The organism is Microbacterium sp. zg-B96, from assembly GCF_030246865.1.
Classification (GTDB): Bacteria; Actinomycetota; Actinomycetes; order Actinomycetales; family Microbacteriaceae; genus Microbacterium.
This window is the reverse complement of the sequence record NZ_CP126738.1, coordinates 2824212-2849168: the sequence shown is the minus strand read 5'-3', so window position 1 is coordinate 2849168 and position 24957 is coordinate 2824212. Positions and strand designations below refer to the sequence as shown.

Sequence of the window (24957 nt, the reverse complement as noted above, 5' to 3'; positions counted from 1 at the left end):
CCGCGCGGCATCCGACGACACTCCGACACGGGGCGTCATACGACGAAAGGCGTTGTCACACACCGCGCACGGGGGTGACGCGGCGCCGCGAAGTTCCTAGCCTGAAGGCACCGCCCCTGCCTGCTCGTGACGCCGGCGACCGACCCCTCGGGAGAACCATGTCCCTCCTCATCACCCCCGACGCCCTCGCCGACCTGATCGCAGGTTCCGCCCCGGTGCGCATCCTCGACGTGCGCTGGCGGCTGGACCGCCCCGATGGGCGCCCGGAGTATCTCGCGGGTCACATCCCCGGCGCCGTGTACGTCGACCTCGGCCGCGAGCTGGCCGCCCACGGCGAACCGACCGACGGGCGCCACCCGCTGCCGTCGGCGACGCAGCTCGGCCAGGCTGCGCGGCGCTGGGGCATCAACGACGGTGACACCGTGGTCATCTACGACGACTTCACTTCCTTCGCCGCGTCGCGGGCGTGGTGGGTGCTCGCCGACGCGGGCCTCCCCGACGTGCGCATCCTCGATGGCGCTCTCGCCGGCTGGGTCGCCTCCGGCCGCCCGCTGGAAGAGGGCACCGTCGTGCCGGAGCCCGGCGCCGTGACCCTCGGCAGGGGGTTCCTGCCCCGTCTTTCCATCGATGACGCCGCTCGGCTGCCCGACAGCGGGGTACTGCTGGACGTGCGTGCCGCGGAGCGCTACCGCGGGGACTCGGAACCGCTCGACCCGCGGGCAGGTCACGTGCCGGGTGCGGTCAACGCGCCCACGACCGGCAACGTCGACGCCGACGGACGCTTCCTCGAGCCCGAGGCACTGCGGGAGCGCTTCGAACAGTTCGGCGTCAGCGACGACCGGCCGGTGGGGGTGTACTGCGGCTCCGGCATCACCGCCGCGCACACCGCGCTCGCGCTGACGCTCGCCGGATTCGCGCCGCAGCTGTACCCGGGCTCCTGGAGTCAGTGGTCCAACCATCCCGACCGCCCCGTGGCGCTCGGGTCCGAGCCGGGCGGGCGTCCGTGAGTCGCTACATCGTCGTGGGTGCGGGGGCAGTCGGGGGGCTGCTGGCCGCGCAGTGGACGCTCGCCCAGGTTCCCGTCGTGCTCGTCGCGCGGGAGCCGGCACACACCGCGATCGTCCGCGACGGGCTGCGCGTGCGCCGGCCGCACGGTGAAGAGGTCGTGCCGCTGGAGGTGACCGGCTCGATCACCGACGCGCGCCCGACCGGGGCCGACACGATCGTGCTGGCGGTGAAGGCGCAGGATGCCGAGCGCACCGTCGCCGCGATCGCCTGGGTGCCGCTGTCCGACGGCCGCGGGGTGGTCGCGGACCTGCCGATCCTCACGGTGCAGAACGGCCTCGCCGCCGAGCGCATCGCGCTGCGCCGGTTCGACACCGTCATCGGGGTGTCCGTCGGCGTCCCCGCCAGTCACCTGGAACCGGGCGTGATCGTGTCGGCCGCGCACCCCATCGTGGGCGCGGCGTGGCTGGGCGGGTATCCGCGGTCGCTGCCGGCCGAGGAGGAACGGCACCGCCTCGCCCTGGCGGCCGCAGGATTCGCGGCATCCGTCGAGCCCGACGTCGCTGCGGCCAAGCGCCGCAAGCTCATCGCGAACCTGCGCACCGTGATCGACGTGTTCGACGCGACGCGGGAAGAGGCCGAGGATGCCGAGGCGGCGCTGGCCGACGAGGCGCGCGCCGTATTCTCCGCGGCAGGGCTGGCGGTCGCGCCGCCGCCGCGGGACGGCGCACGGCTGCAGGTGGGCGACGTTCCCGGCCACGAGCCCGGCCGCGGGTCGACGTGGCAGAGTTTCGCGCGCGGTGCCTCGAGCGAGGTCGACTACCTCAGCGGCGAAGTGGCGCTCGCGGCCCGGTCGGCCGGAGTCGCGGCGCCGTTGAACGCCGCGGTCGCCCGGGCGCTGGGTGTGTTGGCGCAGCGCCGGGGCGGCCCGGGGGAGCTGCCGCTGCCGGTGGAATTCGGGTTCGAACTCGTCGGTGGGGCAGCCGAGCGGTCGCGCCGATGACGTCCGGCGCGGGGCCGCTGCGCGTCGTGGGCGTCTCCGGATCGCTGCACGCGCCGACCAAGACCACCGTGTACCGGGCGTTCGTTCACGGGACTGTTCAAGCACCTGTTCGACTTCGTCGAGCAGTACGCCCTGGTCGGCACTCCGGTGCTGGTGGCGGCCACCGGCGGCGGCGACCGGCACGCGCTCATGCTCGAGCATCAGCTACGCCCGCTGGTCGGGTTCTTCCAGGCGCTGACACTGCCGGTGGGCGTCTACGCCAGCGCGGCGGACTTCGACGGCTACGCGCTGCGCTCGCCGGCGGTGCACGCCCGCATCGATCAGGCCGTTGACGGCGAACTGCCGCTCATCCGCAAGGCCGCCGCGCAGGAAGTGTCGCCGTACGTCTCGACCTGGTGAGGTGCGGCGGGTGGCACCTGCCCGGTCAGCGCTTCTTCTTGGGAGCGTCGGTGACGTCAAGCTTGTCGTGCCCGCCGAGCGAGGACCAAGCGCTGGCCACGCCCTTCGCGGCGTGCTCGGCCGCGCGCACGGCTCGCTCGTCCGCCCACTCGTTGAGCACGTGGCCGCGGTGGCCCCGGACGTGTTCGAGCACCACGTCGGGCAGGCCCGCAGCCCGGCGCGCGTCGCGGGCGACGATGAGCTGCTCGAGCAGCTCGCGGTTCTTGGTGGCGGCGCCGGTGGAGGTCTTCCAGCCGCGGCGGCGGTGGCCGTCCATCCACGACTCGTAGGTGTCGATGGCGTACTTCGAGTCGGCCTGGATGTGCAGGTTCGGCTCGTCGGGGTGGTCGGTGATGGCCTTGAGCAGCCCCATCAGCTCGCCGATGTTGTTCGTACCCTGCGGGATGGCCCCTGCCGCCCAGTTTCCGTCGGCGGCGACCCATGCCCAGCCGGTCGGCCCGGGGTTGCCTTTGCAGGCGCCGTCGGTGGCCACGATGTAGGGGGATTCCGGGGAAGTCACGGCCGCAAGGCTACCTTCCCCAGTGATGACCCCCGACCGGCGGATCCCCGCCGCCGCGGTTCGGTCGTCACGAACGTTCCGTCCCGGGGCGCGCGAGGGCCCTTCGTGACGACCGAAGTGGATGCCGGTGCGCTCGGTCGTCGAAAAATGCCCCGTGTGGGGGCGAGGCAGGTACGTTCGTGACGACCCAGTGCGGAGGGTGCGTCAGCCGCGCCGCCACCAGCGGCGTCGGGAGCGCGCCGCAGCGTCGGCGTCGGCGACGGATGCCGCGGCGTGCCGCCGCACGCGGCGCTCGTGCCACGCGGCCACCTCTTCGTCCACGTCGCGCAGCGGCGTCACGACCGGTGGCCCGCCCTGCAACTGCCGGCGGGCTTCGATCACGCGGCGGTTGAAGTCCTCGACGTACTCGCGCACATCCTGTTCGCGGTGGAGTGCGTCGGCCCGCTCGGCGAACTCCGCGTGCTCGGTACGCAGCATCAGCGACGGCGGCCCGAGCCCGGTGAGCTTCTCGGTCTGGATCTTTCGGCGGATCCACCAATTCGGGTCGTGTTGCTCGCCGAGCCCCTCGAGCGGCTTGCCTGCGCCCGGCAGATCGTCGAACTCGCCACGACGAATGGCCTGCTGGATGGCGGTCTCGACGTATGCGGCACGGTCGGTCGCGGTCGAGCTGCCGGGACTGGAGCGCACGCGGTCCGCCTCGGGTGCGGCATCCGGCTCCGGCTCCGGTTCGCCGTCCAACTCACGCTGCAGCTTGTCCACGCGATAGCGCGCCGCCTGCACCCGGGGATCGTCCGTCATCTGCCACCTCCCGCTCCTCCACGGTAACGCGATCCCGGCTAGACATCCCAATACTGCGTATGTATATACTCAGAAATCACATACGCGGTATGTATTGATGGGAGACACGATGTCGGTACGACAGAGCCTGCTGGCGATCCTCGATCAGGGGCCGTGCTACGGCTACCAGCTGCGCGCGGAGTTCGACCGGCGCACCGGGTCGGTCTGGCCGCTGAACGTGGGTCAGATCTACAACACCCTCGACCGCCTCGAGCGCGATGGGCTGGTGGAAAAGGGCGACATCGACGAGCAGGGGCACGTGTACTGGCAGATCACGGATGCCGGCCGCGCCGAGGTGCGCACCTGGCTCGGGATGCCGGTGGAGCGCGGCCAGGGCACTCGTGACGAGCTCGCCATCAAGCTCGCCGTCGCCGCAACGCTCCCCGGCGTCGATGTCGCCGACGTGATCCAGACCCAGCGCCGGGCATCGCTCATGCAGCTGCAGGAGCTGCAGCGCGCGAAGTATGCCGGCGCCGACCCGAACGGGCCGGAGGAGCTGGCCTGGTCGCTCGTGGTGGACTCGATGATCTTCACCGCCGAGGCCGAGGTGCGCTGGCTCGATCACACCGAGCAGCGACTGGCGATGCATCCGCGTCACGCGATGGCGCTGGAGCTGTCCACCGACAAGCCCAAGCGGGGACGCCCCGCCAAAGCACAGGCCGAGACCGAGGCAGACACGAAGCACGAGGTCGTCCGATGACCGAACCCGTGCTGCGCCTGGTCGGCGTCACGCAGCAGTACGGCGTGGGGGAGACCGCGGTTAGCGCGCTGGCCGGCGTCGATCTCGACGTGGCCCGCGGCGAGCTGGTTGCCGTGATGGGCGCCTCCGGTTCGGGCAAGTCGACGCTGCTGTCGATCGCCGGCGGCCTGCAGCAGCCGACCACCGGCGAGGTCATCGTCGAGGGCACCTACCTCTCCACGGCATCCCCACGCGACCTCGCCCGATTGCGGCGCCAGTCGCTGGGCTTCGTCTTCCAGGACTTCAACCTCATCCCCACCCTCACGGCCATGGAGAACGTCACGCTGCCGCTGGAGCTCGACGGCTTCCGGGCCCGGGTGGCGCGCCGGGCCGGCAAGGACGCGCTCGCCGCAGTCGGTCTCGAGGACAAGCTCGACGCCTACCCCGACGACCTCTCCGGCGGACAGCAGCAGCGCGTCGCGATCGCCCGTGCCGTCGTCGGCGGCCGCCGGTTGATCCTCGCGGACGAACCCACCGGTGCCCTCGACTCGGTGACGGGAGAGGCCGTGATGAAGATGCTGCGCTCGCGAGTGGATGCCGGTGCCGCCGGCATCCTCGTGACTCACGAGCCGCGCCACGCGGCGTGGGCCGATCGCATCGTGTTCCTGCGCGATGGCCGGGTCGTCGACGAATCCCGCCGCGCCGGCGCCGACTCGCTGCTGAGCGACGCCCGATGACCGTCACCGCCCCGGCACCCGACCTCGCGGGGCCGCCCTCCGCCGAACCCGCCGAGCGATCGCCCACCGAGCGCCGCTCGCCATGGCCACGCCTGCGCGCCGACCTGCGCCTCGCCTCGCGGCAGGTGCGCCGCGGGTGGGCCTCGAGCCTGCTCGTGGTGGCCCTCATCGCCCTGCCCATGACGCTCGTTTCCGGCGGCATCGTGTTCGGCATGAGCCACGTGCCCACGACCGAGGAGACACTCACGGCGGAGCTAGGCCAGGCCGATAGCTGGGTCGCGATCGTGAACGGCCCCGATCCGTCACTGCGCCAGTACCTCGACGAGCCCACATGGTGGGAACTCGACCGTGAGGACATGACCGGCATCCCGGTGAAGCCGGAGCAGCCGATGCCCGAGAGCGCCGCGCCGCTGTTGCCGGCCGGGCTCGACCCGATCGAGATCGGCTTCGGCGCCGTCACCGCAGAGACCGCGGGCGGCACCGGCTCGCTCGCCGCCGTCATCGGCGACGCGTGGGACCCCGTCCTCGAGGGACGTTTCGAGATCCGCGAGGGCCAGGCCCCCCGCGCCGCCGACGAGGCGATGGTCTCGCCCGGCGCACTCGAGCGCCTCGGCGCTCGGGTCGGCGACGACCTGGTGCTCACCGAGCCTGCGGCATCCTTCACGATCAGCGGCGTCATGACGCAAGCCCAAGACGCGGATGCCGCGGAGGTCGTCTTCCTCCCCGCGACCGCGTCACTCCGGGCCCTGCAGGTGGACGTGACGTCCACGCGCTGGTTCCTCCCGGAGTGGAGTCCCACCGCCGACGACGTGGCAGAGCTCAACAGCGAAGGCCTCGTCGTGCTCGACCGGCAGCTGTACGCCAACCCGGGGGCCGGTGCGGCGCCGGGCTCGTCCGCAGCCTCGGTCTGGTCGATCGTGGCGATCGTGGCTGCTGCCGCAGCGTTCAGCGGCTACCTCGTGGTGCTGCTGGCGGGTGCCGCGTTCTCCGTCAGCGCCCGGCGACAGCAGCGCGCGCTCGCTGTCGCCGCGAGCGTCGGCGCCGGTCGCGGAGACGTGTTCCGTATCGTGCTGCTGCAGGGCACTGTGCTGGGTCTGGTCGGCGGCGTCATCGGCTCCGGACTCGGCATCGGGCTGGGCATCCTGTTCCTGCACCTGCTCGACGACGGTTCGGCTGCCGCGTTCTGGGGGCTGCACGTCCCGTGGCCGGCGCTCGTCGGTGTCGTCGTGTTCGCCGCGATCGTCGGCACGCTCGCCGCGCTGATGCCGGCGCGCGCCGCCACCCGCGGCGAGGTCATCGCTGCGCTGCGCGGCGCGCGGCGCCCGGTGCGCGTGCGCACGGATCGTCCGCTGTGGGGGTCGCTCCTGCTCGCGGCGGGCGTCGGTGTCACTGCGGTGTCGGGGACGGTGCTCGCCACGGTCGATCCCGTCGTCGCCGACGGCACGCCGCACCCGCTGTGGGTCGTCGGCATCATCGGCATCATCGCCGGCCCGCTGCTGCTGCAGGTGGGCGTCATCCTCGCCGGTCACTGGCTGCTGACATTGCTTGCCCTCGTGTTGTCGCGGCTGGGCCTGGCCCCGCGCATTGCGGCCCGCGACGCCGCGGCCAATCCGGGCCGCATCGTTCCGGCCTTCGCCGCCATCGCCGCCGTTGCGTTCCTGTCGTCGGCTGCGCTCGGTGGGGTCGCGGTGGGCTTCGGTGCCGCGGAGCGTGGCTGGTTCTACCAGGCACCAGTCGGCGGCGTCGCCCTCGTCGCGTCGCTCGGGAACGGGGACGGGGACGACCGGGATGCGCTGCTCACCGTCGGCGAGGAGCGAGCGCGATCGTTACTCGCCCGCACCGACCCGGCAGCGGTCGCGCTCGTGCGCACCCAGGGCTGGCCCGGCGTGTACGACGAGTCCGGCCGGTTGCAGAATCCCGAAGCCACGGTGGTCGCCCCGGCGCTGCAGGACTACGTCGACTGCGCGGATGCTGCGCCGGGAAACATGGACTGCCTCCCGGCCGGTGCTGCGGCCCTTCAACACCACCACGCCCTGGCCGTGGTCGACGACGCCGACCTCGAGGCAGCGCTCGGGCTTGCCGTGCCAAGCTCCGCCCGCGCGGCCTTCCGCGCCGGCGCGGCCATCGTCACCGACCCCCGGTTCCTCACCGACGACGGCCGTGTCGAGGTGGGCACGGTGACCGTGAAGCAGATCGACGGTGCCTGGGATGCCACCATAGGGGAGTCGCGCGAGGGCCGCTCGCTCGAGGTCGTCGATCTGCGTGCGCCCGTGGCGTTGCCGTGGGGCGTGGTCATCGCGCCGCAGACGGCCGAGCGCCTCGGCGTCGGGTACGGCGGTTTCACCCTCGTTGCCGCGTACGACGAGCCGCTGTCCGTGACCGCGATGGACCGGCTGCGCGCCGGCACCGAGGCCGCGTCGCGGACAGACGGCGACGTCTATCTGTGGCCCCACTTGGAGAGCGGCCCGCCCGCACCCGCCAGCTGGCTGTGGCTCATCCTCGGCGCCACGAGCACGCTCGTGGTCGCCGCGAGTGCGGTCGCTCTCGGCCTCGCGCGGGTCGAGCGCCGTCCTGACGACGCGACCCTCGCCGCCGTGGGTGGCAGCAGGCGTCTGCGCCGCGGCATCGCGCTGTGGCAGGCGCTGGTGATCACCGGGCTGGGCACCGTGACGGGTGCGATCGCCGGCATCCTGCCGGTGTGGGGCGTCGTGCTCGCCAGCCAGAACAACTACAACCCTCCGCAGCTCACCGACCTGCCGTGGGGCTGGCTCACGCTGCTGGCCGTCGGTCTGCCGCTGGCGATCGCGATCGTGTCGTGGCTCGTGCCGCCGCGGCATCCGGATCTCACCCGCCGCACCGCGATCGCATAGCCGCCGCGATCGGGTGGCCGGGGCAGATCCCGGCCGCCCAGAACTCCTCACCAAACCTCTTGTGAGCGCTAACAGTGAGCGCTAACATCATGGCCACGATCCCAGCCGGGTCGCCCATGCACCAAGGCGCACAGCCGCGCCGAGGGGGGAACAGGGAGGTTTGTTCAATGAAGAAGAAGCTCATCTCGATCGCGGCGGCAGCGGGGCTGCTGCTCGGTCTCGCGGGCTGTGCCAGCGGCGGCGGCGGAGCCGGAGGCGGCGAAACCGAAGGCCCCAAGGCCGTCGAGGATCTCGTCGTCGGCTTCGCCCAGGTCGGTGCCGAATCCGGGTGGCGCACGGCCAACACGAAAGACATCCAGTCCGCGTTCGAGGAGGCCGGCATCGAGCTGAAGTTCTCCGACGCGCAGCAGAAGCAGGAGAACCAGATCAAGGCGATCCGCTCCTACATCCAGCAGGGCGTCGACTACATCGCCTTCTCGCCCGTCGTCGAGACCGGCTGGGACGCGGTGCTCAACGAGGCCAAGGCCGCCGGCATCCCCGTCGTGCTCACCGACCGCGCCGTCGACTCGCAGGACGAGTCGCTGTACGTGTCGTTCCTCGGATCCGACTTCATCGTCGAGGGTGAGAAGGCGGGGCAGTGGGTGCTGGAGGAGTACGCCGACACCACCGAGCCGGTCAACATCGTGCAGCTGGAGGGCACGACCGGTGCCGCACCGGCGCTGGACCGTGCCGAAGGGTTCGCCGAGGTGATCTCGGAGAACCCGAACCTCACCGTCATCGCCAGCCAGACCGGCGACTTCACCCGCGCCGGCGGCAAGCAGGTGATGGAGGCGATGCTCAAGTCCAACCCCGACATCGACCTCGTCTATGCGCACAACGACGACATGGGTCTGGGCGCGATCGAGGCGATCGAGGCGGCGGGCATGGTGCCCGGCGAGGACATCAAGATCGTCACGGTGGATGCCGTCAAGGACGGCATGCAGGCGCTCGCCGACGGCAAGATCAACTTCATCGTGGAATGCTCGCCGCTGCTGGGCCAGCAGCTCGTCGACATCATCACCACCCTCAACGAGGGCGGCGAGGTCGAGAAGCGCATCATCACGGAGGAGACGACCTTCACCCAGGAGCAGGCGATCGAGGCGCTGCCCGACCGCCAGTACTGATCGGAAGGACGAGGGGCGGATGCCGCCGGGCACCCGCCCCTCGCCCCACGCCCTGACCGACGCCGGCACGTTCGACGGAGAACACGCACATGACCGAGCCCACCCGCCCCGCTCCACCGGCCGGCCACCCCGACCCGATCGTGGAGATGACCGACATCACGATCTCCTTCCCGGGAGTCCGCGCGCTGGACGGTGTCTCCTTCCGCATGTTCCCGGGCGAAGTCCATTCGCTCATGGGCGAGAACGGCGCCGGCAAATCGACCCTCATCAAGGCGCTGACCGGCGTCTACCAGATCGACTCCGGCTCGATCCGGCTCGCCGGCGACGAGGTGCTGTTCCGCACCACCGCGCAGGCGCAGGATGCCGGCATCTCCACGGTGTACCAGGAGGTCAATCTGCTGCCGAACCTGTCGGTCGCGGAGAACATCATGCTCGGCCGCGAACCGCGCCGATTCGGGTCGATCGACGTCCGGCGCATGAAAGCGCAGGCCGCCGAGGTGCTCGAGGGCCTGGGCCTGGCCATCGATGCCGGGTCGCTGCTCGGCTCGCATTCGCTGGCCATCCAGCAGCTCATCGCCATCGCCCGTGCCATCAACGTCGACGCCCGGGTGCTCGTGCTCGACGAACCCACCTCGAGCCTGGACGCCGACGAGGTCGCGGAGCTGTTCCGCATCATCCGCTCCCTGAAGGAAAGCGGTGTGGCGATCCTGTTCGTCTCGCACTTCCTCGACCAGGTCTACGAGATCGCCGACCGGCTCACGGTGCTGCGCAACGGACGTCTCGTCGGCGAGTACTTGACGCCCGACCTGCTGCGCATCGATCTCGTGCAGAAGATGATCGGCAAGGAGATCGCGACCCTGGAAGACCTGGAGCAGCGGGTGAGGGAGGATGCCGGACCGGGCGACGCGACGGTGTTCCTGCGCGCGCGGGGTCTCGGCCGCAAGGGCGCCGTCGCACCGCTGGACCTGGAGATCCACGAGGGCGAGGTCGTCGGCTTCGCCGGCCTGCTCGGCTCCGGGCGCACCGAGATCGCGCGGCTCCTCGGCGGCGTCGACCGTGCCGACACCGGGGAGCTCACGGTGCGCGGCGACGCGCGGCGGCTGCGCACGCCGCGTCAGGCGCTGTCCGCGCGCATCGCGTACTCCAGCGAGAACCGCCGCAGCGAAGGGATCGTGGACGAACTGACGGTGCGCGACAACATCATCCTCGCGCTGCAGGCCGACCGCGGCTGGTTCCGACCGATCCCGAAGAAACGCCAGCAGGAACTGGCCGACAGCTACATCCAGGCCTTGAACATCCGCACCCCGGACGCGGATGCCATCGTGCGCAACCTCTCCGGCGGCAACCAGCAGAAGGTGCTGCTGGCCAGGTGGCTGGCCGTCGCCCCGCGCCTGCTGATCCTGGACGAGCCCACCCGCGGCATCGACATCGGCGCGAAGGCCGAGATCCAAAAGCTCGTCGTGAGCCTCGCCGAGAACGGCATGAGCGTCGTCTACATCAGCGCCGAGCTGGAAGAGGTGCTGCGCCTGAGCCACCGCATCATCGTGATGCGCGACCGCGAGAAGGTCGCAGATCTCCCCAACGACGACCTCACCGTCGACAGCCTGCTCGCCCTCATCGCCGAGGGTGAGCCCTCCGAATCCGAGTTGCCGCTCACCGACCAGGGAGAACGCGCATGACCGCCGCCCTTGCCCGCTTCGTCTCGAACCGGCTGTTCTGGCCACTCGTGATGCTCGTGGTCCTCTTCCTCATCAACGTGGTCGCCTTCCCCGGGTTCTTCACGATCACGATGCGCGACGGCAACCTCTACGGGTCGCTCATCGACATCCTCCGCAACGGCGCACCGACGCTCATCATCGCCGTCGGCATGACGCTCGTGATCGCCACCCGGGGGATCGACCTGTCCGTCGGTGCGGTGTGCGCCATCTCCGGCGCCGTGGCCTGCAGCATCCTGCTCGGGGCGTCGAACCCCGCCGATCCGGGCGTCGTCGCCGTCGCGGTGCTGACCGCCATCGCGGTGGGCCTGGTGTGTGGCCTCTGGAACGGGTTCCTCGTCTCGGTGCTTGGCATCCAGCCGATCATCGCGACACTCATCCTCATGACCGCCGGCCGCGGCATCGCGATGCTCATCACGGAGGGGCAGATCCTCACCGTGAACAGCCCGCCGTTCAAGGTGCTCGGCGCCGGGTTCTGGTTCGGCATCCCGGTGGCCGTCTACATCGGCGCGGCCGTCTTCCTCATCGCCGCCGCACTCACCCGGCGCAGCGCGCTGGGGATGCTCATCGAGTCCGTCGGCATCAACCCCGAAGCCAGCCGTCAGGCCGGTGTCCGGGCGCGGGTGCTGCTGTTCGCCGTCTACACGTTCTGCGCCCTGTGCGCCGCCGTGGCCGGTCTCATCCTCACCGCCAACACGATGGCGGCGGATGCCAACAACGCCGGCCTGTTCATCGAACTGGACGCGATCCTCGCGGTCGTCATCGGGGGCACGTCGCTGGCCGGCGGCCGCTACTCGCTGACCGGCACGCTCATCGGGGCGCTGGTGATCCAGACGCTCGTGACCACGGTGTACACCGTCGGCATCCCGCCGATCGCCACGATGGTGTTCAAGGCCGCGGTCGTCACGATCGTGTGCCTGCTGCAGTCGCCGACGACCAACGAGGCGTTCCGGGGATTCCGGCGACGACTGGCCCTGCGATCGGGCAAGGGGGTGGCAGCGGCATGACCATCTCCCTGGCCCCGACGCCCGCCCCCGTGCGCAGCCCGCTGCAACGGGCGACCGGCGGCATCCGCGGCACCTTCACCAGTCCGAAGTACGGACCCGTGCTGGTCACCCTCATCCTGTTCGTGGCGGTCTTCATCGGCGGCGGCATCCGGTACCCGGGCTTCTTCTCCGGGCAGGTGCTGCTGAACCTGCTCGTGGACAACGCCTACCTCATCGTGCTGGCCGTCGGGATGACGTTCGTCATCCTCACCGGCGGCATCGACCTGTCGGTGGGCGCCGTCGTGGCGATGTCGACGATGATCGCGGCGAGCCTGCTGCAGTCGGGATGGCCGGCGTATGCCGTCATCCCGCTGATCCTGCTGGCCACGAGTCTGCTCGGCCTGCTGGTCGGGATCATGGTGCACTACTTCAAGGTGCAGCCGTTCATCGCGACGCTCGCGGCGATGTTCCTCGCGCGGGGCCTGTGTTACATCATCAGCCAGAACTCCATCTCGATCAGCGACCCGACGTTCATCGCCCTGGGGGTGGGCCGCATCCCGCTGGGTGGCGGGCTGTCGATCACCCCGAGCGTCATCATCGCGGTCGTCGTCGTGGTCGTCGCGGTGTGGGTGCTGCACCGCACCCGGTTCGGGCGCACCGTGTATGCCCTCGGTGGCAGCGAGCAGAGTGGTCTGCTCATGGGCCTGCCGGTGGCGCGTACCAAGGTGCTGGTCTACGTGATCAGCGGGCTGTGCTCGGGGATCGCAGGCGTGCTGTTCACCCTGTACACGCTCTCCGGGTACCCGCTGACGGCGATCGGCACCGAACTCGACGCGATCGCGGCCGTCGTGATCGGCGGCACGCTGCTGGCGGGAGGCTACGGCTTCGTGCTCGGGTCGGTGTTGGGCGTGCTCGTGCTCGGCATCATCCAGACGATCATCTCGTTCGAGGGCACCCTGTCGTCGTGGTGGACCAGGATCTTCATCGGGGCGCTGCTGCTGGTGTTCATCGTGCTGCAGCGCGTGTTGACAGCGCGACGCCGATGACCGCCGGCGCGGAAAGGCCCCGCGCCCCCGGGATAATGATGGGCGAGGCGCGGACGACGACGGCGCCCGAGGGGAGCCGGCGGAGCAGGTGAGTGGCAACGGCGGTGATCGCGGGCGCGTCGCGACGATCTTCGATGTCGCGCGTCTGGCCGGCGTCTCGCACCAGACCGTGTCGCGTGTGCTCAACGACCTGCCCAACGTGCGCACCGCCACCCGCGAGCGGGTGGAGCAGGCGATCACGGAGCTGCGGTACGTGCCCTCGCAGGCGGCGAGGGCCCTGGTCACCCGCCGCTCCCGCACGATCGGCCTCGTCGCGACGGGGCTGCCGGACTTCGGCCCGGCCAGCACCGTGCGCACCGTCAACGAGTCGGCGCGCGACGCCGGCTACGCCGTCATCACCATGAGCCTGGCCGATGCCGAGGTGCCGTCGCTGCGCTCGGCGGCCGAGATGCTCATCCGCCAGTCGGTGGAGGCGATGGTGCTGGTGGTCGACGAGCGCGCCGCGCTGGCCGCGTTCGACGGCTGGGAGCTCGGTGTGCCCCTCGTCGCGGTGGCATCCGACGCCCGGCGGCGCGCGCAGCGCGTGACGATCGACCAGTGCGAGGGCGCCCGTGCCGCCGTGTCGCACCTGCTCGAGCTCGGGCACCGCGACATCCGCCACATCGCCGGCCCCGAGGGGTCGATGGATGCCGAGGAGCGGCTGCGCGGGTGGCGCGAGCGCCTCGACGAGGCGGGTGCGACGGTTCGCCCGGCGATGCGGGGCGACTGGTCGCCGGATTCGGGATTCCGCGCCGGGCAGCGGCTGCTGGCCGATGGCGTGCCGGGGGCGGTGTTCGTCGCCAGCGACCAGATGGCTGTCGGGCTGCTGCACGCGCTCGAGGCGGCGGGGCTGCGGGTGCCCGACGACGTCAGCGTCGTGGGGTTCGACGACATCCCGGAAGCGGCGCACTTCTCGCCTCCGCTGACGACCATGAGCCAGGACTTCGTCGGGCTCGGTCAGGACGCGATGGCTGCCGTGCTGGCGATCCTGCAGGACGAGCAGTCGCCGCAGTACCCCGAGCCGCGGGTGCCGCAGCTGGTGCTGCGGGCGAGCACCCGGCGCCTCTAGCCTGCGCTCACCGGGGGGGCTCCCACCGCCGCGATGATCTCGGCGAGGTCGCGCGGACGGCTCCACATGGGCCAGTGGCCGGTCGGCAGGTCGACGAACTCGACATTCTCGAGCTTGGCCACCTCGGCGAACATGGGGTGGCCGGCATCGGCCAGCTCCCTCACCTGCGCGCTGGGGAACGAGCAGCACACCAGGGTGGTGGGGACCTGCAGCCGTGCCTCGTCGGTCAGCTCCACCGGCTGGCGCAGCACGGGGCCGGGCTGCGGGACGGCGCGGGACCGGAAACGCGCGAGAGCCTCGGCGCTCAGGCCCTCAAGGCTCGCCTGCGCACCGAGCGTCTCGAAGGGCGGCAGCGGAAGCTCGTCGAGGTCTTCGGGGGTATCCGGGGCGAAAGCCATGCCGGGCGTCGCCGGGCCGCTGTCGACCCAGACCACGCGCCGCACCAGTTCGGGATGCCGGTCGAGCACCAGGCTCACCGGGCCGTTGGCGCCGCTGTGCGCCACGACGACCACAGGTTCGCCGTCGGCAGCTGCGGCCCGGGTGATGACCCGCTCGATCGCCGCCACCTGGTCATCGAGGGTGCGGGAGGCTCGTTCGGAGTCCGCCTCGTCGAGGCCCGGCAGGGTCATGGGGAGCGCTCGACAGCCCATCGTCGTGAGGTGCTCGAGGACTTCATCCCAGGCCCAAGCGCCGAGCCAGTGGCCCGCGATCAGGACGGTGGTCCCCTCGTTCGTGTTCGTCGCCATGCCCCGATCTTCGCAAGCGCTCTGGACAACGGGTTGTCACTATTTCTGGCAGGATTTGTCCCGGGGTGGCCACATGAAGCGAGCGGAGCGGCTCCACGCGATGTCGGAGATGCTGCGGCGCAGCGGCTCTCGCGGATGCACTGCGCAACGGCTGGCATCCGAGTTCGAGGTGTCCGTGCGCACGATCAAGAGGGACCTCGACGCACTCGAGAACAGCGGTGCGCCGATCTGGTCCCGCCCCGGCCCCGGCGGCGGCTACGGACTGGCGGCTGCAACGAACCTGCCGCCGGTCAGCCTGACACCCGCCCAGGCCGTGGCGCTTCTCGCGGCGGTCTCATCTGCCCGCGATGCCCCCTATGCGGATCTCGCTGTGGTCGGCGTTCGCAAGATCTTGGACGTCCTCGACCCTCGAACCCGAATGAAGGCCGACGAGCTCGCCCGGCGCGTCTGGATCGACTCTCCAGCTCCTGCAACCCGGGCGATCAGGTCCGCGCTTGAAGAGGCGATGGCCGACCAACGCGTCGTGCGCATCCGTTACACGTCGGGCGACGGCACCGAAACGAGCCGCGACGTCGAACCCCTGATGTTCGCATCGACGAACGGCCGTTGGTACGTGGTCGGCTGGTGCCGACTGCGCAGCGATATCCGGTGGTTCCTCGTGAGCCGTATCCAGCACGCCAGCGCAACCAAGATCCCCTGCGGTGACCACAGCATTCAAGAAATCGGCGCCCCGCCGGCTACAGCCAGATCCGTGGAACGCGTTTAGCGGACTCGCCCCGCGGGGTCCGGCGCCGGTGCGGGCGCCGACGAACGACGGACGATGACCTCCGTCGCGCGCCGTGGAGCCGGCGGTGGCGCGGCGCCCTCGATGCGCGCGATGAGGCGCTGCACCGCCGCGCGCCCGGTGGCGTCGAAGTCGTTGCGCACTGTCGTCAGCGGCGGATCGAAATATGCGGCTTCCGGAATGTCGTCCACGCCCACGACGCTCACATCGTCGGGTACGCGCAGACCGCGCTCTTTGAGGGCGAGCATGACGCCGAGGGCCATCTGGTCGTTTGCGACCACGTAAGCCGTGGCATCCGGGAGCTCGGTCAGCTCCGCCACCGCCCGATACCCCGAGCCCGCGGACCAGTCGCCGTGAAGCGCCCCGGCAGACTCCAGCCCCAGGTGAGCCGTCGCCGTCTCATACGCGTGCTGGCGCCCGCGCGCGGCTGACCAGGTCATCGGTCCCGCCATGTGCAGCAGTCGCCGATGCCCGAGCGAGGCGAGGTGCTCGACGAGCGCGGTGGTCGCCGTCTCGGAGAAACTCGAGTGGGTTGCCGCTTCGGTCTCCAACTGCACGGGAACCCCGAACTCCACCTCGGCCAGCGCGCGGAGCATTGCGTCACTGGAGGCGAGGGCCAGCACGCCCGCAAAGGCGTGCCGTGTCAGCAGTTCGAGCGACTGCTCGATCGCGGCGGGGCTGTGCATGTCCACGAACACCAGATCCAGCACGTACCCGGCGTCCCGTGCCGCGGCGCTTGCCCCCTCTGCGATGCGGCTGGGGCCCACCTCCGACGCCTCGTGGGTGAACGCGGCGATGCGGTGCGACCGGCCGGACTTCAGGCTCCGCGCGGTGAGATTCGGGCGGTAGTCCAGCTCCTCGAGTGCCTGCACGACCTTCGCGCGGGTCTCGGGGCGGATTCCCTCATACCCCTTCAGCAAGCGGCTCACGGTCTGATGCGAGACACCGGCCGCCGTGGCCACGTCGTAGATCGTGGAGGGACGGCGCGACTCGGTCGGCGCCCCGCCCAGCGGCGCCATGTCGGGTGTCATTGGCCGATGTCCTCTCGGGTAGCCCCGCGATCCTACTCTTGACGCGGTGATGTTGTCGGCAACATAGTAGGACGCGAGCCGACGATGTTGTCGAAAACATGCGACGTCCATCGTCCCCGGATACGACGATGGAGCCGAGAAGATGACCTCCCACCCGCGGCCCGAGTCCAGTGGCATCCTCTTCGGAGCCGCTTACTACGCCGAGTACCACCAGAGCGAGCGCACGGCGACCGATCTCGATCTGATGAAGGATGCCGGGTTCTCGGTGATCCGCGTGGGTGAGTCGGTGTGGTCGACGTGGGAACCGCGGGATGGCGAGTTCGACCTCGAGTGGCTGCAGCCGGTTCTGGACGGAGCCCACGAGCGGGGAATTTCGGTGATCCTCGGCACGCCGACGTATGCGGTGCCGCCCTGGCTGCAATCGGCCTACCCCGAGATCGCCGCGGAGGTCCGCACCGGTGAGCCGATGCCGTGGGGGTCTCGTCAGGAGGTCGACTATTCGCACCCCGCCTTCCGGTTCCACGCGGAGCGGGTGATCCGCGCCGTGGTCGCGCGATACGCCGACCATCCGGCCGTCATCGGGTACCAGGTCGACAACGAGCCGGGCATGCTGCTGTTCCACAACCGCGGCGTCTTCCTGGGCTTCGTGCGCTGGCTCCAGGCCGTATACGGCGATGTCGACACCCTCAATCGCGAGTGGGGACTGACCTACTGGTCGCACCGGCTGGCTGATTGGTCGGAGCTGTGGACGCCCGACGGCAACTCGCTGCCGCAGTACGACCTGGCATGGCGGCGCTACCAGTCGGAGCTCACGACCGACTTCATCGCATGGCAGGCGGGGATCGTGCGCGAATATGCGCGCCCGGGGCAGTTCGTGACGACCTGCATCGCGTATGCGCGCCCCGCCGTCGACGACGAGAAGGTGGTCTCGGCGCTGGATGTCACGGCGGGCAACCCCTATTACGCGATGCAGGATCACCTCGACGCGACGCTCGACCTGCCGCCGGCCACTCCGTGGTCGTCGACGGGGGTGGCTGCCCTGTTCCGGCAGGCCGACCGCCTGTACTCCTCGAAGCAGGACCGGTTCCTGGTCACCGAGACCGACGCGCAGTCCATCGGCGGTGCGGATTTCAACCTCCCGCCCTACCCGGGCCAGCTGGTGCAAGTGGCGTTCTCGCTGATCTCCCGGGGCGCGGCGATGATCGAGTACTGGCACTGGCACACCCTGCCCTACGGCACCGAGACCTACTGGGGCGGCGTGCTGCCGCACAGCCTGCGGCCCGGTCGGGTGTACCGCGAAGTGTCGGAGATCGGCGCCGCGCTGCGGGCGATCGGCGACGCGCTGGACGGCTTCGTACCGGATGCCGACGTCGCGTTGCTGTGGTCGAACGACAGCCGGTACGCCTTCGAGTTCGCCCCACCGCTGGCCGCTGCCGATGGCGGGCCCGATCGTCAGTCGTACCAGCACATCTTCGATGCCTTCCACCGCGGGGTCATCGACGCCGGTTCCCAGGCGCGCGTGCTGCACGTCGCGCAGGCGCACGCGCTGGGTGCGGCGGAGCTTGCCGCGCGCTGGCCGGTGTTGGCGGCGCCCGCGCTGTATGCGGCATCGGATGAAGACCTCGACCTGCTGCGCGAATACGCCGCCGCCGGCGGGCACCTCATCGTCGGGATCCGCACCGGCTACGGCGATCAGGAGGCGCGGGCACGCACGGAGGTCGCGCCGGCCCGGCTGGCGGATGCCGCGGGGGTCAGCTACGAGGAGTTCTCGAACCTGGCATCCGACCTCCCGGTACGCGGCGCCGGCGGGTTCGAGACGACCGACGGGGCGGCCCAGCGCTGGGCGGACGGGCTGATCGCAGGCGACGCAGAGGTGCTCGCCCGGTACGACCACCCCCGTTTCGGTGATTTCGCCGCGATCACGACCAACGGGCACGGCGGTGGGCGCATCACTGTTGTCGGCACCGTGCCGTCGCCTCGGCTCGCCGCCGACCTCGTCCGCTGGGCGGTCGCTCGGCCGGTGGCCGAGGCCTTGGCGCCCGAGCGCGCACTGCCGGTCACGGTCTCGTCGGGCACGCTGCCTGACGGCGGCCGCGCCTGGTTCATCTTCAACTGGGGATGGGAGCCGCAGGCGGTCACGCTCGCGGCATCCGTGTCCGACGCCGTCAGCGGAGACACCCTCGCCGCCGGCACCGACGTCTCACTGCCGGCCTGGTCGACGAGGGCCTTCCTCGAGCGGTGAGCACCAAGGGATCACACGATCCGACAATCACAGGAGGAACACCATGAGGAAGTCGCGGAGTACAGCAGTGGTGCTGCTCGGCGGAACCGCCGTGCTGGGGCTGGTGCTAACCGGCTGCACGGGCGGAACCGGTGGCGGCGGGGAAGCGCAGGGTGAGATCACGCAGGAGGACATCGATGCGGCGATGGAGACGCCGACCGAACTGACCTTCTGGACCTGGGTGCCCGACATCGACCAGCAGGTGGCGATGTTCGAGGAGACCTACCCAGAGATCGACGTCACGGTGGAAAACGTCGGGCAGGGGCTGCCGCACTACCAGAAGCTGCGCAGCGCCATCGAAGCAGGCGAAGGTGCGCCCGACGTCGCGCAGGTCGAGTACCAGTACATCCCCTCTTTCGTGCTGAGCGAGTCGCTGCTGGATCTTGCCCCATACGGCGCGGACGACATCTCCGACGACTATGTGGAGTGGGCGTGGAACCAGGTCTCACCCGACGAGGCGGTGTGGGCGATCCCGCAGGACGTCGGGCCGATGGGCAATCTCTACCGTGAGGACATCCTCGCGACGGCGGGGATCACCGAGCCGCCCGCGACGTGGGAGGAGTACGCGCAGGCGGCGCAGGCGGTGAAGGAAGCCACCGGCTCGTACATCTCCAACCTCGGTGCCACACAGGCCGGCCAGATGATCGGCTTCTTCTGGCAGGCGGGCGTCAAACCCTTCGGCTACGACGGTGCCGAGACCGTCACGATCGATGTCAACAGCGACGAGGCGAAGGCGGTGGCCGACTACTGGACCCAACTGATCCAAGCCGACCTGATCTCCACCGACGTCGACTTCAACGACGAGTGGTACCAGGGCCTGGCCAACGGCAAGTACGCCGGCTGGCTCACCGCCGCGTGGGGTCCGGTGTTCCTGCAGGGCACCGCAGAGGGCACGTCGGGTTTGTGGCGCGCCGCGCCGTTGCCGCAATGGGAAGAAGGAGAGAACGTCTCGGGCAACTGGGGCGGGTCCTCCGACGCGGTGCTCGCCACGAGCGAGAACCCCATCGCCGCCTACGTGCTGGCCGAGTTCATCAACCACGACCAGGAATCGGCGATGAGCCTGGCCACGGAGCAGTTCCTGTTCCCGCCGCAGGTGTCCGTGCTGGAGGATCCGGCGTTCGTCGACCTGAAGTCGGAGTTCTACGGCGGACAGGAGGTCAACAAGCTGTTCGCCGAGATCTCGGAGACGGTCGACACCGACTTCCAGTGGCTGCCGTTCATGGACTACGTCTACTCCAGTTACGAGGAGACCATGGGCACCCAGATCGCCGCCAAGGGTGACATCGCCGCTGCGCTGGATGCCTGGCAGGACCAGCTCGTCTCCTACGCCGAGGACCAGGGCTTCACCGTCGAGTGAGCCACGGGCGGGGCCCGGTCGCACCATCGCGACCGGCCCCGGCCCCCTCACACAACTTCAAGGAGCAGCAATGTCGCACTCCCACAGCGCCACCGTCGCCGACGCGCCGCCGCGTCGCGCCGCACCCATGCCGCCGCGGCGCCGCAACGCCGCCACCCGCCGCCAGCATCGCGCGGCGTATCTGTTCATCCTTCCGTTCTTCGCCGTCTTCCTCACGATGCTCGTGGCTCCGCTGGTCTACGCCGGGTACCTCAGCTTCTTCGAGAGCAGGCTCATCGGCGGCGAGCAGTTCGCCGGCCTGGCCAACTACACCCGCGCGTTCGCCGACCCCAACTTCTGGGGCGGCCTCGGTCGCGTGGCGCTGTTCTTGGTCATCCAAGTGCCGATCATGCTGGGGCTCGCACTGTTCCTCGCGCTCGCGCTGGACACCGGCCGGGCTCGGGGATCGCGCACCATCCGGCTGCTGATCTTCATGCCGTACGCGGTGCCGGCGGTGATCGCGACGCTCATGTGGGGCTACCTTTACGGCCCCGACTTCGGTCCGCTCGCGCAGATCGCGCGGGGCATCGGCTGGGGGACTCCGGATTTCCTCTCGCCGGGCAGCATCCTCGGCTCGATGATGAACATCGTCACCTGGGAGTTCATCGGCTACAACATGATCATCATGTACGCCGCTCTCCGGGCGATTCCGATGGAGCTGTACGAAGCAGCCGAGATCGAGGGTGCCGGTCAGTTCCGCATCGCGTGGAGCATCAAGATCCCCTCGATCCGCCCGGCGATCCTGCTGACGGTGATCTTCTCGATCATCGGCTCGTTCCAGCTGTTCAACGAGCCGAGCCTGCTCAATGCGATCGCTCCGGATGCCATCACCAACTCGTTCACGCCGAACTACTACGCCTACAACCTCGCGTTCATCAACCGCGAGCTCAACTACGCCGCCGCGATCGCATTCCTGCTGGGGCTGCTGATCGCCGTGGTGTCCTACGTCGTGCAGTTGGGCGAGCAGCGCCGTGAGCGCCGCGATCGAAAGGGGCTGCGATGACCACGCTCGACACCAGGGCCGTCGTCACCGGCCGACCCGCTCGCGGCGGGCGACGCGCGCTGCGCCGGTATGTGCCGGAGAAGCGGCGCAGCTGGCTGCTGACCGTACTGCTGTGGCTGTGCGCGTTGTACTTCATCCTGCCGCTGTGGTGGCTGATGGTGGCATCCACCAAGGACACCTCCGCGCTGTTCGCGACGTTCGGCCTGTGGTTCGCCCCGGAGTTCTCGCTCTGGGACAATCTGGTCGAGCTGTTCACGGTGCGCGGCGGGCTGTTCGCCCGGTGGATGCTCAACACGGTGGTCTACGCGGTCGTCTCGGCCGTCGGGGCCACGCTGTTGTCGGCGATGGCCGGCTACGCGTTCGCGAAGTACGAGTTCCCGGGCCGCCGGGCGCTGTTCTCCGTGACGCTCGGCGCGGTCATGATCCCGGTGACCGCACTCGCCCTGCCGACCTACCTCCTGTTCGCCCGGGCGGGCCTGACGGATACCCCGTGGGCGATCATCATCCCGTCGCTGGTGAGCCCGTTCGGGGTGTACCTGATGCGTGTCTACGCCGCCGATTCGATCCCCGACAGTCTCATCGAGGCGGCTCGGGTGGACGGCGCGGGGGAGTTCCGCATCTTCTGGCAGGTCGGGTTGCGACTGCTGGGGCCAGGCCTGGTGACGGTGTTCCTGTTCTCGCTCGTGGGGACCTGGAACAACTACTTCCTGCCGCTGATCATGCTCAACACGTCGGAGCTGTACCCGATCACGGTGGGACTTGCGCAACTGCAGGCGGCGGCGTCGGCGGGCGGTGGATCGCAGGCGGTGTTCTCGACCGTCATCACCGGTTCGTTCGTGTCGATCCTGCCCCTGGTGATCGCGTTCCTTTTCCTGCAGCGCTACTGGCAGTCCGGACTCGGAACGGGAGGGGTCAAGGGATGAGGAGACAGCATCGCGCGCTAGCCTGAGCGGCATGCCCGACCCCGCCGTTCCCCGCACCAAGGTGGGCGTGCGCGACGTCGCCGCACTGGCGGGGGTGTCGCCCCAGACGGTGTCGCGCGTGCTCAACGACCACCCGCACATCCGCGTCGAGACGCGCCGCCGCGTGCTCGACGCGATGGCGGCGCTGGGCTACCGCGTGAACAACGCGGCCCGCTCGCTCGGCACCGCCACGACCCGCACACTCGGGGTCATCGCCTCGGATGCCACGCTCTACGGTCCCGCCGTCGGCATCGCAGCGCTGGAGACCTCGGCGCGCACGGCCGGCCGCTGGATCGCCACCGCCTACGCGGACGCCGCCGACGCGGCATCCGTCGCCGCCGCCGCGGAGCACCTGCTCGCGCAGGGGGTCGACGGCATCGTCGTGGTCGCTCCGCACAAGCGCACCCTGGAGACCCTTGCGGAGCTGGGGCTGCCCGTCGCGGAACTGCACGGCGGGCCGGGTGCCGACCGTCAGCGCGAGGGAGCGGCAGCGGCGGTGCGTCACCTCGTCGACCTCGGGCACATGCGCATCGCCCACCTCGCCGGCCCCGCCGACTGGCGCGAGGCCGCCGCCCGCGATGCCGGCGTGCGGGCCGCTCTCGCGGCGGCCGGGGTCGAGCCCGGACCGCGGTGGGAGGGCGACTGGTCGGCCGCGGCCGGTGCGGCCCGCGCCGCCGAGGTCGCCGCAGCCGTGCGCGCACCGGGCGGGCCGACGGCGGTCGTCGTCGCGAACGACCAGATGGCACTGGGTCTGATCGCGGGCCTCGCCGCGCTCGGTGTCGACGTTCCGACCGACGTCAGCGTCACGGGCTTCGACGACAACCCGGATGCCGCGTACTACCGGCCCGCCCTGACCACCGTGCGCCTGGATATCGTCGGCGAAGCGCGTCGCTGCATCGGGGACGTGCTGGGTCTGGAGGCTCCGGATGCCCCAGTGCCGCCGACCCTCGTCGTCCGCGACTCCACCGCCCCGCCCCGCTCGTGACACCGATCCCTGTTACCGGTAACATCGACGCAGACACCAATGGAGGATCCGTGAGCATCACGCCCACCGCCACCCGCGACGCCGCGATCGGCGAGGCGATCCGCGCCGGACGCACCTCGCTCGGCATCGAACTCGGCTCGACGCGCATCAAGGCGTGCCTCATCGGGGAGACCCCCACCGACGTGCTCGCCGTCGGCAGCCACGCGTGGGAGAACACGTTCGAGGATCGTCTGTGGACCTATTCCCTCGACGACGTGTGGTCGGGGCTGCAGGCCGCGTACGCCGACCTCGTCGCCGACGTGCAGACCCGGTACGGAGTAACCCCCGACACGTTCGGCGCGATCGGCGTTTCGGCGATGATGCACGGCTACCTCGCGTTCGACGCCGCGGGCGACCTGCTGGTGCCGTTCCGCACCTGGCGCAATACCAACACCGGGCCCGCCGTCGCCGTGCTCAGCGACCTGTTCGAGGTCAACATCCCGCACCGCTGGTCGATCGCGCACGTCTACCAGGCCGTGCTCGATGAAGAGCCGCACGTGCCGCGCATCGACTCCGTCACGACCCTCGCCGGCTACGTCCACTGGCGCCTCACCGGCCGCCGCGTACTGGGCGTCGGCGACGCGTCGGGCATGTTCCCGATCGACTCCGCCACGCACGATTACGACCGCGACCTGCTCGACCGCTTCGCCGGCCTCGGCACCGGCCTGGATCTGGCCGCCCTCCTCCCGGAGGTGCTCGTCGCGGGTACTCCCGCGGGCGAGCTGACCGCCGACGGCGCCGCGCTGCTCGACCCGACCGGCACCCTCCGCCCCGGCATCGCGCTGTGCCCGCCGGAGGGCGACGCCGGCACCGGCATGGTCGCCACGAACGCCGTCGCCCCCCGCACCGGCAACGTCAGCGCCGGGACGAGCATCTTCGCGATGGTCGTGCTCGAGCACCCGCTGCGCCACGCCCACCACGAACTCGACCTCGTCACGACGCCCGCCGGCGACCCCGTCGCGATGGTGCACTGCAACAACGGAGCCAGCGAACTGGCCGCCTGGGTGGGCATGTTCGCCCGCTTCGCCGAGGCGTCGGGTCAGCCCGTCGACATGGACGCCGTGTACGAGACGCTGTTCCGCGAGGCGCTCACCGGCGACCCCGACGCCGGGGGACTGCTCGCCTACAACCACCTCGCCGGCGAGCCGATCGCCGGTCTTGCCGAGGGCCGCCCGCTCTTCGTGCGCACCCCCGACAGCTCCTTCACCCTCGCCAACGCCATGCGCGCGCAGCTGTACGGCGTGTTCGGCACCCTCGCCCTGGGCATGCGCGTGCTCGAGGACGAAGGCGTGGCGCTGGATCGCATGTTCGCCCACGGCGGCATGTTCCGCACCGCAGGCGTGGCGCAGCGCTTCCTCGCCGGCGCGCTCGGCGCCCCGGTCGCCGTCGGCGAGACCGCCGCCGAAGGCGGCGCCTGGGGAATCGCGGTACTGGCGGCCTACCTGAGCCGCGCAGAAGACACCGACCTGGCCACCTACCTCGACTCTCATGTGTTCGCCGACGCCGATATCGACGTCGCCGAGCCCCGCCCCGAAGACGTCGCCGGATTCGCGACGTACCTCGATCGTTACCGCGCCGGCCTGGCTGTCGAAGCCGCCGCCGTGGCCGCACTCTGAACCGCTA

The 24957-nt window shown here is 70.4% G+C and carries 22 protein-coding genes; 18 read left to right on the top strand and 4 right to left on the bottom strand.

The window, feature by feature from the left end; all coding sequences use genetic code 11:
• Nucleotides 1-158: 158 nt before the first annotated feature.
• The 3 genes from QNO11_RS13525 (at nt 159) to QNO11_RS13515 (ending at nt 2407) form a co-directional block, all read left to right on the top strand.
• Entirely contained in the window at nt 159-1007 is an 849-nt protein-coding gene (locus tag QNO11_RS13525; protein ID WP_257507771.1) for a sulfurtransferase, read from the top strand.
• Complete coding sequence (locus QNO11_RS13520) at nt 1004-2008, top strand: ketopantoate reductase family protein (protein WP_257507772.1); 1005 nt, start codon at nt 1004-1006, stop codon at nt 2006-2008. The genes QNO11_RS13525 and QNO11_RS13520 overlap by 4 nt, the downstream gene beginning before the upstream one ends.
• Before the next feature lie 93 nt (nt 2009-2101).
• Nucleotides 2102-2407, top strand: a complete 306-nt coding sequence (locus QNO11_RS13515; RefSeq protein WP_502883239.1) for an NAD(P)H-dependent oxidoreductase — start codon at nt 2102-2104, stop codon at nt 2405-2407.
• 25 nt (nt 2408-2432) lie between these two features.
• Here QNO11_RS13515 and QNO11_RS13510 read toward each other — a convergent pair whose 3' ends face one another.
• Together QNO11_RS13510 and QNO11_RS13505 are read right to left on the bottom strand one after the other, a co-directional pair.
• Nucleotides 2433-2966, bottom strand: a complete 534-nt coding sequence (locus tag QNO11_RS13510; RefSeq protein ID WP_257507773.1) for a ribonuclease H family protein — start codon at nt 2964-2966, stop codon at nt 2433-2435.
• A 204-nt stretch (nt 2967-3170) separates the two neighbouring features.
• The gene (locus QNO11_RS13505; protein WP_257507774.1) at nt 3171-3764 is read right to left on the bottom strand and encodes a DnaJ family domain-containing protein; all 594 of its coding nucleotides are present in this window, start codon (nt 3762-3764) and stop codon (nt 3171-3173) included.
• 109 nt (nt 3765-3873) lie between these two features.
• Here QNO11_RS13505 and QNO11_RS13500 point away from each other — a divergent pair, with 109 nt between their 5' ends.
• From QNO11_RS13500 to QNO11_RS13465, 8 genes are all read left to right on the top strand, one after another.
• Nucleotides 3874-4503, top strand: coding sequence for a PadR family transcriptional regulator (locus QNO11_RS13500; RefSeq protein WP_257507775.1), 630 nt, complete (start codon nt 3874-3876; stop codon nt 4501-4503).
• Entirely contained in the window at nt 4500-5219 is a 720-nt protein-coding gene (locus QNO11_RS13495) for an ABC transporter ATP-binding protein (RefSeq protein WP_257507776.1), read from the top strand. Before QNO11_RS13500 ends, QNO11_RS13495 begins: the two co-directional genes overlap by 4 nt.
• The gene (locus QNO11_RS13490) at nt 5216-8089 is read left to right on the top strand and encodes an FtsX-like permease family protein (RefSeq protein WP_257507777.1); all 2874 of its coding nucleotides are present in this window, start codon (nt 5216-5218) and stop codon (nt 8087-8089) included. Before QNO11_RS13495 ends, QNO11_RS13490 begins: the two co-directional genes overlap by 4 nt.
• 167 nt (nt 8090-8256) lie before the next feature.
• Nucleotides 8257-9252 (top strand): ABC transporter substrate-binding protein, encoded by a 996-nt coding sequence (locus QNO11_RS13485; protein WP_257507778.1) that lies wholly within the window; start codon nt 8257-8259, stop codon nt 9250-9252.
• 89 nt (nt 9253-9341) lie between these two features.
• Nucleotides 9342-10931 (top strand): sugar ABC transporter ATP-binding protein, encoded by a 1590-nt coding sequence (locus QNO11_RS13480; RefSeq protein WP_257507779.1) that lies wholly within the window; start codon nt 9342-9344, stop codon nt 10929-10931.
• Entirely contained in the window at nt 10928-11974 is a 1047-nt protein-coding gene (locus tag QNO11_RS13475; RefSeq protein ID WP_257507780.1) for an ABC transporter permease, read from the top strand. The genes QNO11_RS13480 and QNO11_RS13475 overlap by 4 nt, the downstream gene beginning before the upstream one ends.
• Nucleotides 11971-12999, top strand: a complete 1029-nt coding sequence (gene yjfF, locus QNO11_RS13470; protein WP_257507781.1) for a galactofuranose ABC transporter, permease protein YjfF — start codon at nt 11971-11973, stop codon at nt 12997-12999. The genes QNO11_RS13475 and yjfF overlap by 4 nt, the downstream gene beginning before the upstream one ends.
• A gap of 88 nt (nt 13000-13087) precedes the next feature.
• Complete coding sequence (locus QNO11_RS13465; protein WP_257507782.1) at nt 13088-14107, top strand: LacI family DNA-binding transcriptional regulator; 1020 nt, start codon at nt 13088-13090, stop codon at nt 14105-14107.
• On the opposite strand, the gene QNO11_RS13460 is transcribed toward QNO11_RS13465, so the two are convergent.
• Nucleotides 14104-14853 carry an alpha/beta fold hydrolase gene (locus QNO11_RS13460; RefSeq protein WP_257507783.1) on the bottom strand — a complete coding sequence of 250 codons (750 nt, stop codon included), beginning with the start codon at nt 14851-14853 and terminating at the stop codon, nt 14104-14106. The two genes, QNO11_RS13465 and QNO11_RS13460, sit on opposite strands and share 4 nt — an antisense overlap.
• A 73-nt stretch (nt 14854-14926) precedes the next feature.
• On the opposite strand from QNO11_RS13460, the gene QNO11_RS13455 reads away from it, so the two are divergent.
• Nucleotides 14927-15619 (top strand): helix-turn-helix transcriptional regulator, encoded by a 693-nt coding sequence (locus tag QNO11_RS13455; RefSeq protein WP_257507784.1) that lies wholly within the window; start codon nt 14927-14929, stop codon nt 15617-15619.
• Here QNO11_RS13455 and QNO11_RS13450 read toward each other — a convergent pair.
• A complete protein-coding gene (locus QNO11_RS13450; RefSeq protein ID WP_257507785.1) occupies nt 15616-16668 on the bottom strand; it encodes a LacI family DNA-binding transcriptional regulator in 1053 nt (350 codons plus the stop codon). The two genes, QNO11_RS13455 and QNO11_RS13450, sit on opposite strands and share 4 nt — an antisense overlap.
• Before the next feature lie 142 nt (nt 16669-16810).
• Between QNO11_RS13450 and QNO11_RS13445 the strand changes: the two genes are divergently transcribed.
• The 6 genes from QNO11_RS13445 to QNO11_RS13420 all read left to right on the top strand — a co-directional run bounded on the left by QNO11_RS13445 (nt 16811) and on the right by QNO11_RS13420 (nt 24950).
• Nucleotides 16811-18910 (top strand): beta-galactosidase, encoded by a 2100-nt coding sequence (locus tag QNO11_RS13445; RefSeq protein ID WP_257507786.1) that lies wholly within the window; start codon nt 16811-16813, stop codon nt 18908-18910.
• Nucleotides 18911-18953: 43 nt separating this feature from the next.
• Entirely contained in the window at nt 18954-20306 is a 1353-nt protein-coding gene (locus QNO11_RS13440) for an ABC transporter substrate-binding protein (protein ID WP_257507787.1), read from the top strand.
• 70 nt (nt 20307-20376) lie between these two features.
• A complete protein-coding gene (locus QNO11_RS13435; RefSeq protein ID WP_306817145.1) occupies nt 20377-21348 on the top strand; it encodes a carbohydrate ABC transporter permease in 972 nt (323 codons plus the stop codon).
• Nucleotides 21345-22271 carry a carbohydrate ABC transporter permease gene (locus tag QNO11_RS13430; protein WP_257507788.1) on the top strand — a complete coding sequence of 309 codons (927 nt, stop codon included), beginning with the start codon at nt 21345-21347 and terminating at the stop codon, nt 22269-22271. The genes QNO11_RS13435 and QNO11_RS13430 overlap by 4 nt, the downstream gene beginning before the upstream one ends.
• A 31-nt stretch (nt 22272-22302) precedes the next feature.
• Nucleotides 22303-23295: a LacI family DNA-binding transcriptional regulator gene (locus tag QNO11_RS13425; RefSeq protein WP_257507789.1), complete on the top strand. Its 993-nt coding sequence runs from the start codon at nt 22303-22305 to the stop codon at nt 23293-23295.
• A gap of 50 nt (nt 23296-23345) precedes the next feature.
• On the top strand, nt 23346-24950 hold the full coding sequence (locus tag QNO11_RS13420) for a xylulokinase (protein ID WP_257507790.1): 1605 nt from the start codon (nt 23346-23348) through the stop codon (nt 24948-24950).
• The last annotated feature ends 7 nt before the right edge of the window (nt 24951-24957 follow it).

What these genes read in the sequence shown, in the direction of transcription:
- QNO11_RS13525 (WP_257507771.1), top strand. Translation starts at nt 159, where the DNA reads ATGTCCCTCCTCATCACCCCCGACGCCCTCGCCGACCTGATCGCAGGT.
- QNO11_RS13505 (WP_257507774.1), bottom strand. Translation starts at nt 3,764, where the DNA reads ATGACGGACGATCCCCGGGTGCAGGCGGCGCGCTATCGCGTGGACAAG.
- QNO11_RS13500 (WP_257507775.1), top strand. Translation starts at nt 3,874, where the DNA reads ATGTCGGTACGACAGAGCCTGCTGGCGATCCTCGATCAGGGGCCGTGC.
- QNO11_RS13495 (WP_257507776.1), top strand. Translation starts at nt 4,500, where the DNA reads ATGACCGAACCCGTGCTGCGCCTGGTCGGCGTCACGCAGCAGTACGGC.
- QNO11_RS13490 (WP_257507777.1), top strand. Translation starts at nt 5,216, where the DNA reads ATGACCGTCACCGCCCCGGCACCCGACCTCGCGGGGCCGCCCTCCGCC.
- QNO11_RS13485 (WP_257507778.1), top strand. Translation starts at nt 8,257, where the DNA reads ATGAAGAAGAAGCTCATCTCGATCGCGGCGGCAGCGGGGCTGCTGCTC.
- QNO11_RS13480 (WP_257507779.1), top strand. Translation starts at nt 9,342, where the DNA reads ATGACCGAGCCCACCCGCCCCGCTCCACCGGCCGGCCACCCCGACCCG.
- QNO11_RS13475 (WP_257507780.1), top strand. Translation starts at nt 10,928, where the DNA reads ATGACCGCCGCCCTTGCCCGCTTCGTCTCGAACCGGCTGTTCTGGCCA.
- yjfF (WP_257507781.1), top strand. Translation starts at nt 11,971, where the DNA reads ATGACCATCTCCCTGGCCCCGACGCCCGCCCCCGTGCGCAGCCCGCTG.
- QNO11_RS13460 (WP_257507783.1), bottom strand. Translation starts at nt 14,853, where the DNA reads ATGGCGACGAACACGAACGAGGGGACCACCGTCCTGATCGCGGGCCAC.
- QNO11_RS13455 (WP_257507784.1), top strand. Translation starts at nt 14,927, where the DNA reads ATGAAGCGAGCGGAGCGGCTCCACGCGATGTCGGAGATGCTGCGGCGC.
- QNO11_RS13450 (WP_257507785.1), bottom strand. Translation starts at nt 16,668, where the DNA reads ATGACACCCGACATGGCGCCGCTGGGCGGGGCGCCGACCGAGTCGCGC.
- QNO11_RS13445 (WP_257507786.1), top strand. Translation starts at nt 16,811, where the DNA reads ATGACCTCCCACCCGCGGCCCGAGTCCAGTGGCATCCTCTTCGGAGCC.
- QNO11_RS13440 (WP_257507787.1), top strand. Translation starts at nt 18,954, where the DNA reads ATGAGGAAGTCGCGGAGTACAGCAGTGGTGCTGCTCGGCGGAACCGCC.
- QNO11_RS13435 (WP_306817145.1), top strand. Translation starts at nt 20,377, where the DNA reads ATGTCGCACTCCCACAGCGCCACCGTCGCCGACGCGCCGCCGCGTCGC.
- QNO11_RS13430 (WP_257507788.1), top strand. Translation starts at nt 21,345, where the DNA reads ATGACCACGCTCGACACCAGGGCCGTCGTCACCGGCCGACCCGCTCGC.
- QNO11_RS13425 (WP_257507789.1), top strand. Translation starts at nt 22,303, where the DNA reads ATGCCCGACCCCGCCGTTCCCCGCACCAAGGTGGGCGTGCGCGACGTC.